The 7025-nt window shown below is 40.5% G+C and carries 7 protein-coding genes; 1 reads left to right on the forward strand and 6 read right to left on the reverse strand.

The features are described from left to right. Nucleotides 1-394 precede the first annotated feature (394 nt). Entirely contained in the window at nt 395-1585 is a 1191-nt protein-coding gene (locus HT688_RS09275; protein ID WP_031222547.1) for a ferredoxin reductase family protein, read from the forward strand. A gap of 320 nt (nt 1586-1905) precedes the next feature. Here HT688_RS09275 and HT688_RS09280 read toward each other — a convergent pair whose 3' ends face one another. From HT688_RS09280 to HT688_RS09305, 6 genes are all read right to left on the reverse strand, one after another. Next, a complete protein-coding gene (locus HT688_RS09280; RefSeq protein ID WP_001019001.1) occupies nt 1906-2787 on the reverse strand; it encodes a class II fructose-bisphosphate aldolase in 882 nt (293 codons plus the stop codon). 140 nt (nt 2788-2927) lie between these two features. Then, nucleotides 2928-4256 (reverse strand): sensor histidine kinase VncS, encoded by a 1329-nt coding sequence (gene vncS, locus HT688_RS09285; RefSeq protein ID WP_119943699.1) that lies wholly within the window; start codon nt 4254-4256, stop codon nt 2928-2930. Next, nucleotides 4253-4909 carry a response regulator transcription factor VncR gene (vncR, locus tag HT688_RS09290; RefSeq protein WP_172923723.1) on the reverse strand — a complete coding sequence of 219 codons (657 nt, stop codon included), beginning with the start codon at nt 4907-4909 and terminating at the stop codon, nt 4253-4255. Before vncR ends, vncS begins: the two co-directional genes overlap by 4 nt. A gap of 310 nt (nt 4910-5219) precedes the next feature. Then, on the reverse strand, nt 5220-5645 hold the full coding sequence (locus HT688_RS09295; protein WP_240148172.1) for a hypothetical protein: 426 nt from the start codon (nt 5643-5645) through the stop codon (nt 5220-5222). Next, nucleotides 5633-5839: an IS66 family insertion sequence element accessory protein TnpB gene (gene tnpB, locus HT688_RS09300; protein WP_172923724.1), complete on the reverse strand. Its 207-nt coding sequence runs from the start codon at nt 5837-5839 to the stop codon at nt 5633-5635. Before tnpB ends, HT688_RS09295 begins: the two co-directional genes overlap by 13 nt. Nucleotides 5840-6174: 335 nt before the next feature. Then, nucleotides 6175-7025 (reverse strand): MiiA motif-containing surface protein (locus HT688_RS09305; RefSeq protein WP_172923725.1); only part of this gene is annotated, 851 nt, incomplete at its 5' end.

Raw genomic sequence — 7025 nt, forward strand, 5'->3', positions numbered from 1 at the left:
GGAATTACTTTAAAATTTCCTTATCAATTTGTTCACAGTCTATTTCAATCTACTATACTCTTCGAAAATCTCTTCAAACCACGTCAGCTTCGCCTTGCCGTATATATGTTACTGACTTCGTCAGTTCTATCCACAACCTCAAAACGGTGTTTTGAGCTGACTTCGTCAGTTCTATCCACAACCTCAAAACAGTGTTTTGAGCAGCCTGCGGGCTAGCTTCCTAGTTTGCTCTTTGATTTTCATTGAGTATAAACAGCCACTCTCCAGTTCAATTGGAGAGTTTTTTATAAGAACAGAGATTTACACACCTAGATTTGACACCATACATTTTCTATGATAAAATGTAACAAATTCATTTACAACAAATCGAAATCTAAATGAAATGGAATTTTCTATGAAATCAATCAAAGGACTACTCTTTATCATAGCTAGTTTTATCTTGACTCTTTTGACTTGGATGAACACTTCTCCCCAATTCATGATTCCAGGACTAGCTTTAACAAGCCTATCTCTGACTTTTATCCTAGCCACTCGTCTCCCACTACTAGAAAGCTGGTTTCACGGTTTGGAGAAGGTCTACACCGTCCACAAATTCACAGCCTTTCTCTCAATCATCCTACTAATCTTTCATAACTTTAGTATGGGCGGTTTGTGGGGCTCTCGCTTAGCTGCTCAGTTTGGTAATCTTGCCATCTATATCTTTGCCAGCATCATCCTTGTCGCCTATTTAGGCAAATACATCCAATACGAAGCTTGGCGATGGATTCACCGCCTGGTTTACCTAGCCTATATTTTAGGACTCTTTCACATCTACATGATAATGGGCAATCGTCTCCTTACATTTAATCTTCTAAGTTTTCTTGTTGGTAACTATGCCCTTTTAGGCTTACTAGCTGGTTTTTATATCATTTTTCTATATCAAAAGATTTCCTTCCCCTATCTAGGGAAAATTACCCATCTCAAACGCTTAAATCACGATACTAGAGAAATTCAAATCCATCTTAGCAGACCTTTCAACTATCAATCAGGACAATTTGCCTTTCTAAAGATTTTCCAAGAAGGCTTTGAAAGTGCTCCGCATCCCTTTTCTATCTCAGGAGGTCATGGTCAAACTCTTTACTTTACTGTTAAAAATTCAGGCGACCATACCAATAATATCTATGATAATCTTCAAGCCGGCAGCAAAGTAACCCTAGACAGAGCTTACGGACACATGATCATAGAAGAAGGACGAGAAAATCAGGTTTGGATTGCTGGAGGTATTGGGATCACCCCCTTCATCTCTTACATCCGTGAACATCCTATTTTAGATAAACAGGTTCACTTCTACTATAGCTTCCGTGGAGATGAAAATGCAGTCTACCTAGATTTACTCCGTAACTATGCTCAGAAAAATCCTAATTTTGAACTCCATCTAATCGACAGTACGAAAGACGGCTATCTTAATTTTGAACAAAAAGAAGTGCCCGAACATGCAACCGTCTATATGTGTGGTCCCCTTTCTATGATGAAGACACTTGCCAAACAGATTAAGAAACAAAATCCAAAAGCAGAGCTTATTTACGAAGGATTCAAGTTCAAATAAGTACTCATACTCTCCTGGGATTCCCCAGGAGAGTTTTTTATAGCCAAATGAAATAAGACCAGAGCGATGAAATTTTGGAATTCAAATCAATTGATAAGAATGTTTTATAGTGGAATGAAATAGGATACGAACAAATTGATTAGGAAAATCAAATGAATTTATAGAAATATTTTAGCAGTTATATTGTCCTGTTCTAGTTTCAAAACGCTATAGAATCAGCATTGTGCTAGTCTAGATTCAGTTTACTATACTAAAACGAGTAGCTTGAAATCAAAAAACCCACCCTCACAGGCAGGTTTTATCTGTATTATTCAGCTAGATTATGCTTTACCTTCTGAACCGAATACGTCGATACGTTCTTCAACCGATGCTTGGATAGCTTTTACACCGTCAGCCAAGAATTTACGTGGGTCGAAGAGTTTTTTCTTATCGTATTCTGCTTCGTTTGCTTCGTAGTCACGAGCAAATTTACGAGTTGCGTTAGCGAATGCGATTTGGCATTCTGTGTTAACGTTAACTTTGGCAACACCAAGTTTGATAGCTGCTTGGATTTGCTCATCAGGAATACCTGAACCACCGTGCAATACGATTGGGAATCCTGGAAGAGCTTCTGTCAATTTTTGCAAGTGGTCAAGGTCAAGACCTTCCCAGTTTGCTGGGTAAGGACCATGGATGTTACCAATACCAGCTGCCAAGAAGTCGATACCAGTTTCAACCATTGCTTTAGCGTCTTCGATTGGAGCCAATTCACCTTTACCGATGATTCCGTCTTCTTCACCACCGATAGTACCAACTTCAGCTTCTACTGAGATACCTTTAGCGTGTGCTTTTTCAACAACTTCTTTAGCCAATTTAAGGTTTTCTTCAACTGGAAGGTGTGAACCGTCAAACATGATTGAAGTGTAACCAACTTCGATACACTCAAGTGCATCTTCGTAGTGGCCGTGGTCAAGGTGGATAGCTACTGGTACAGTGATACCCATTGATTCAACAAGGTTAGCGATCAAGTTGCGAGCAACTTTGTAACCACCCATGTATTTAGCAGCACCCATTGAAGTTTGGATCAAAACTGGAGCTTTTTTAGCTTCTGCTGCGCGCAAGATAGCTTGAGTCCACTCAAGGTTGTTTGTGTTAAATCCACCAACTGCATAACCGTTGTCACGAGCTGCTTGGACAAATTTTTCTGCTGAAACGATTGCCATTTTATCAGGCCTCCTGTATATTTTTATGGGTCACCCCATTTACATTGTTCATTTTATCACTTTTTGACAAAAAAATCTAGTTTTTCCCGTAGTTTCGATTTAATTTCTTCTAGCTTCATCCATGTAAACCCTTTCTATCTCTAGTCTTGGGCGACTTTTGGAAAAGCTATGAAGAAGGTTAAACGATTCTCCTCCATCTCGAAATGATAAGCTAATTTTTCATGTTCCAATAGACTCTTGACCACAAAGAGTCCCATCCCAGGCCCTTTGGGCTTGCGACTAGCATTATCAGAAAAAGACTGGGCTAGTTTTTCTTGTTCTTCTGAGCTACAGCTATTCTCGATAAAGAGTTCCCCTTCTCTTTCTCCAATGCCAACCAAGCCACCTGGAACAGAGTGCTTGATGGCATTGCTGATGAGATTAGAAAGAATCAACTTCATAACTGATGGGTTTAGATAAGCCTGCTGATGGGTCAAACTATTGTCAATCTGGAGCTCTCTTTCCTTGGCGAGCAAGGCATAATCCTTAACCAGACTTTGTGTCATCTGGAGGAGGTCAATTTCTTCCCTATCATCTCGCAACTCCTGCACAGAAGAGAGGGAAAGTATCTGCAGAACATGGTGATTGAGTTCATCCACAATCCCCAAGGCAACTCCCAGATACTGGTCTCTATCCTTATAACGACCGATATTCTCTTTCATGTTTTCGATCAGGATTTTCAAACTAGCCAGCGGTGTTTTCAGTTCATGAGAAGCCCCTCGTAGGAATTCGACCTTCATCTTCTCCAGCTGGAGAATGGCTTCATTCTTGTCATGCAAGTCTGCAATGACAGTCAAAAGATGCTGGTAGAGGCTATTGATTTGTTCCTTGAGATCACCAATCTCATCCCTAGAATCCACGCGCAATCGCACTTGGGAATCCAGTTCCATCATTCTACGAGTCACCCGTTTGATTTCCAAGATCGGGGCAACAATGGTCCGAGCATAGATGTAGGCCACCAAGAGGGAAATTAGAAAGGATGCCAGCAAGGTATAGGGAAGAAATTGGAGACTGATTTGCTCTGCTTCCTTTTGCAAATCCATAGAAACCAGAAACTGGAGAGTCATGGTGCTACCATCTTGCGTTGTCACCTCACGCTCCTCAATAAAGAGAGAGGTGGTCTGACGGTCCGTATCCAGAGGAATGCTGTCCTTGACTTCTAACTTGTCCTCTGTCATCTCGCCCTTAACGACCCCCTTGATATCACTAGTCTGGGAATACAGCTCTAACACTTGCTCGATGCTCTGCCTATCCTTTCCTTCTAGGGACTTGGCAATAGCTGTCGCTTTCTGGCCAATGGTTTCCTGACGATGACTCAGATAAGTCGAGGGAAATAGAAAATAAATAGCTAAATGAAGGCAGATAACCAGAACACTAAATATCGAGAAGGTATAGATAAATATCTTTGTAAATAAACCTGTTCGTCTCATTTTCGCTCCAATTTATAACCAACATTGCGCACAGTGAGGATGCAGTCCAGGTCTAGTTTTTTCCGCAATTCCTTGATATAAACATCAATGACACGGTCAAAGGGAACCTCATCTGTCGCTTTCCAGACGGCATCGATTATCTGAGACCGAGTCAAGGCCCGGCCTTCATTTTTCACCAGATAGTCCAGAATTTCCAACTCTTTGGCATTGATAAGCACTTCTTGACCTGCTAGACTGGCACTGTAGCTCTCAAAATCCACCCTGGCATCTTTATAAGAGAAGATTCGTCCTGTATCGTAGTATCTCTTGAAAATTGCATCCACCCTCACTTTTAAGAGGGAGAGGGAGAAGGGCTTTTCCAGATAGCCATCTGCCAGAGAAGCAAAGGCAGTCATCTTGTATTCCTCATCCTGAAAGGCGGTCAGCATCAAGACAGGAACCTGACTGGTTTTACGAATCTCAGCTAGGACTTCTAGACCATTTAGCTTGGGCATCTGGATATCTAGTAAAATCAAGACTACCTCATAGCTAGAAAATTGCTCCAAGGCTTCTTGCCCATCTGCAGCCTCAAGGGTTTCATAGCCACAATCCGTCAAATAATCACTGACCCCCTCACGGATCATCTCTTCATCTTCTACAATTAAAATTTTCATACTTTAACTGCTCTCTATTTTTTATTTTTCTTATACTCAATAAAAATCAAAAAGCAAACTAGGAAGCTAGCCGCAGGTTGCTCAAAGCACTGTTTTGAGGTTGTAGATGAAACTGACGAAGTCAGTAACCATACATACGGTAAGGCGACGCTGACGTGGTTTGAAGAGATTTTCGAAGAGTATAAATACCTACTCTATTTTCTATTATAATCTCTTACTGGCCTTTTGTCTGTAAGCAACTGACCACTCGATAAAACAAAGAGAGCCTATCGCTCTCTCTGCTTGCATTTCACTCTCTATAGAATGAAAATTATTTAGCTGCTTTTGAAAATGTTACAACGTAGTTATAATCTTTCCCATTAGCTTGATAGACATAGTCCTCTTTTAAAGTATAGCCACGTTTGCCCAACTCTTCTTTCTTAGCATCAACTTGGTTCTTGACTGCCACTTTTACTTCATCATCTGTTGAACCTTCCGCGATTTCAAGAGGAGTTCCATTGATATCTCCTAGAAAACCTGCAATATCTTTCATTTTATCAAAGTTATAAAAAACATTGACTTTGACCTTTTGAGGAGCTGGTGTTACAACTTCTTCAGCTTCTACTGTTGTTCCTGCGTCTTTTGGAGCTAGTGTTTCTTCTGTTCCTACTTCTACAGATGGTTGTGTGTCTGTTGACTCACTTTCAGAGGTAACTGATGCTTCTTTTGACTCTGACGATTCTTCTATAGTAGCCAAAATCCTTGACCATCCCAGTAAAGGGCTTTAAAGCGGTCTTTACGTCCACCACAAAAGAGAAAGACTTGACCTGAGAAAGGATCCAATTCAAAGTGGGTTTTAATGAGATAAGCCAGTGAATCAATGCCTTGTCTCATATCCGTTTTCCCACATACGAGATAGACCTGCCCTAGGCTAGATAGATGAATTGTCATAGAGCAACACCTTATCCAAAAGCTCTTCTATCATTTCGAGATTGTGGAATCTCTACAGGAACAATAGGTTGTGGCATTAAAATATCTTCCAATAGTTTTACTTTACGAATAGTATACAGGAGGAACTCCATGAATGATAGATACCTTGTTATGACGCGCTTACCGTACTATTATAAATTTAATCCACTATATCATTTGATTCACTAGTAAAAAAAGATAACATCTCCTCTCGGAGATGCTATCCTTTTGGGGGCGACTAGAACATAGTGTTCCAATCTATTTTCGTTAAATTTACAGAATGTTTATCCTATGAATTATTTTATCAAAGTAATTTCTTACTCTTCTTCCTTGCGTTTTTTCGCGATAAGGAGTCCCCCTGTTGCTGCTGCAAGAAGTGCTAGAGCAAGTGAAGCGCTAGATTGTTCTGTACCAGTATTTGGCAATTCTTTCGCTCCTGCTTTCTCAGCTGGTGCTTGAGCAGGTGAATCTTGGTTGGTAGCTGGATTAACTGCTACTGAACTATCTGATTTCTTGACTGTCTTATCTGCTGGAATAACAGATGTAGTACCATCTTCAAAGGTTACAACTACTGATCCGTCTTTGTTTACCTTAATATCTTTCGCAGTTGGGTTAGATTTCTTAACTTCTTCGGCTACCTTAGCTCTTTCTGCATCAGTCAAGTTGCTTGGATCTTTAACCGATGTTACTGATGGATCTTTAACACTATCTGCATCTTTAGCTTTCTCAACTGCTTTAGCTGCTGGAATTACTGCTGTTGAGCCATCTGGGAAGGTTACAGTTATTGTTCCATCTTTACCTACTTTAACATCTGTTGCAGTTGGGTTAGATTTCTTAACTTCTTCGGCTACCTTAGCTCTTTCTGCATCAGTCAAGTTGCTTGGATCTTTAACCGATGTTACTGATGGATCTTTAACACTATCTGTATCCTTAGTTGATGGATCTACTGGTTTAGATTCTGGTTTCGAGTTTGGATCTTTCGGATTTGTTCCCTTATCTACTTCTTCTTTATCTGTGAAGCCATCGCCATCTGTATCGGCTTTAGTAGGGTCTGTTCCTTTTTCTACTTCTTCCTTATCAGTCAAGCCATCGCCATCTGTATCGGCTTTAGTAGGGTCTGTTCCTTTTTCTACTTCTTCCTTATCAGTCAAGCCATCGCCATCTGTAT

The sequence above is a fragment of the Streptococcus sp. 1559 genome (genome assembly GCF_013276735.1).
In the GTDB taxonomy this organism is placed as follows: domain Bacteria; phylum Bacillota; class Bacilli; order Lactobacillales; family Streptococcaceae; genus Streptococcus; species Streptococcus pseudopneumoniae.

Bases quoted from the DNA above. Each gene is read 5' to 3' on its own strand.
- HT688_RS09280 (WP_001019001.1), bottom strand. From the start codon at position 2,787: ATGGCAATCGTTTCAGCAGAAAAATTTGTCCAAGCAGCTCGTGACAAC.
- tnpB (WP_172923724.1), bottom strand. From the start codon at position 5,839: ATGACAATTCATCTATCTAGCCTAGGGCAGGTCTATCTCGTATGTGGG.
- HT688_RS09275 (WP_031222547.1), top strand. From the start codon at position 395: ATGAAATCAATCAAAGGACTACTCTTTATCATAGCTAGTTTTATCTTG.
- vncR (WP_172923723.1), bottom strand. From the start codon at position 4,909: ATGAAAATTTTAATTGTAGAAGATGAAGAGATGATCCGTGAGGGGGTC.
- vncS (WP_119943699.1), bottom strand. From the start codon at position 4,256: ATGAGACGAACAGGTTTATTTACAAAGATATTTATCTATACCTTCTCG.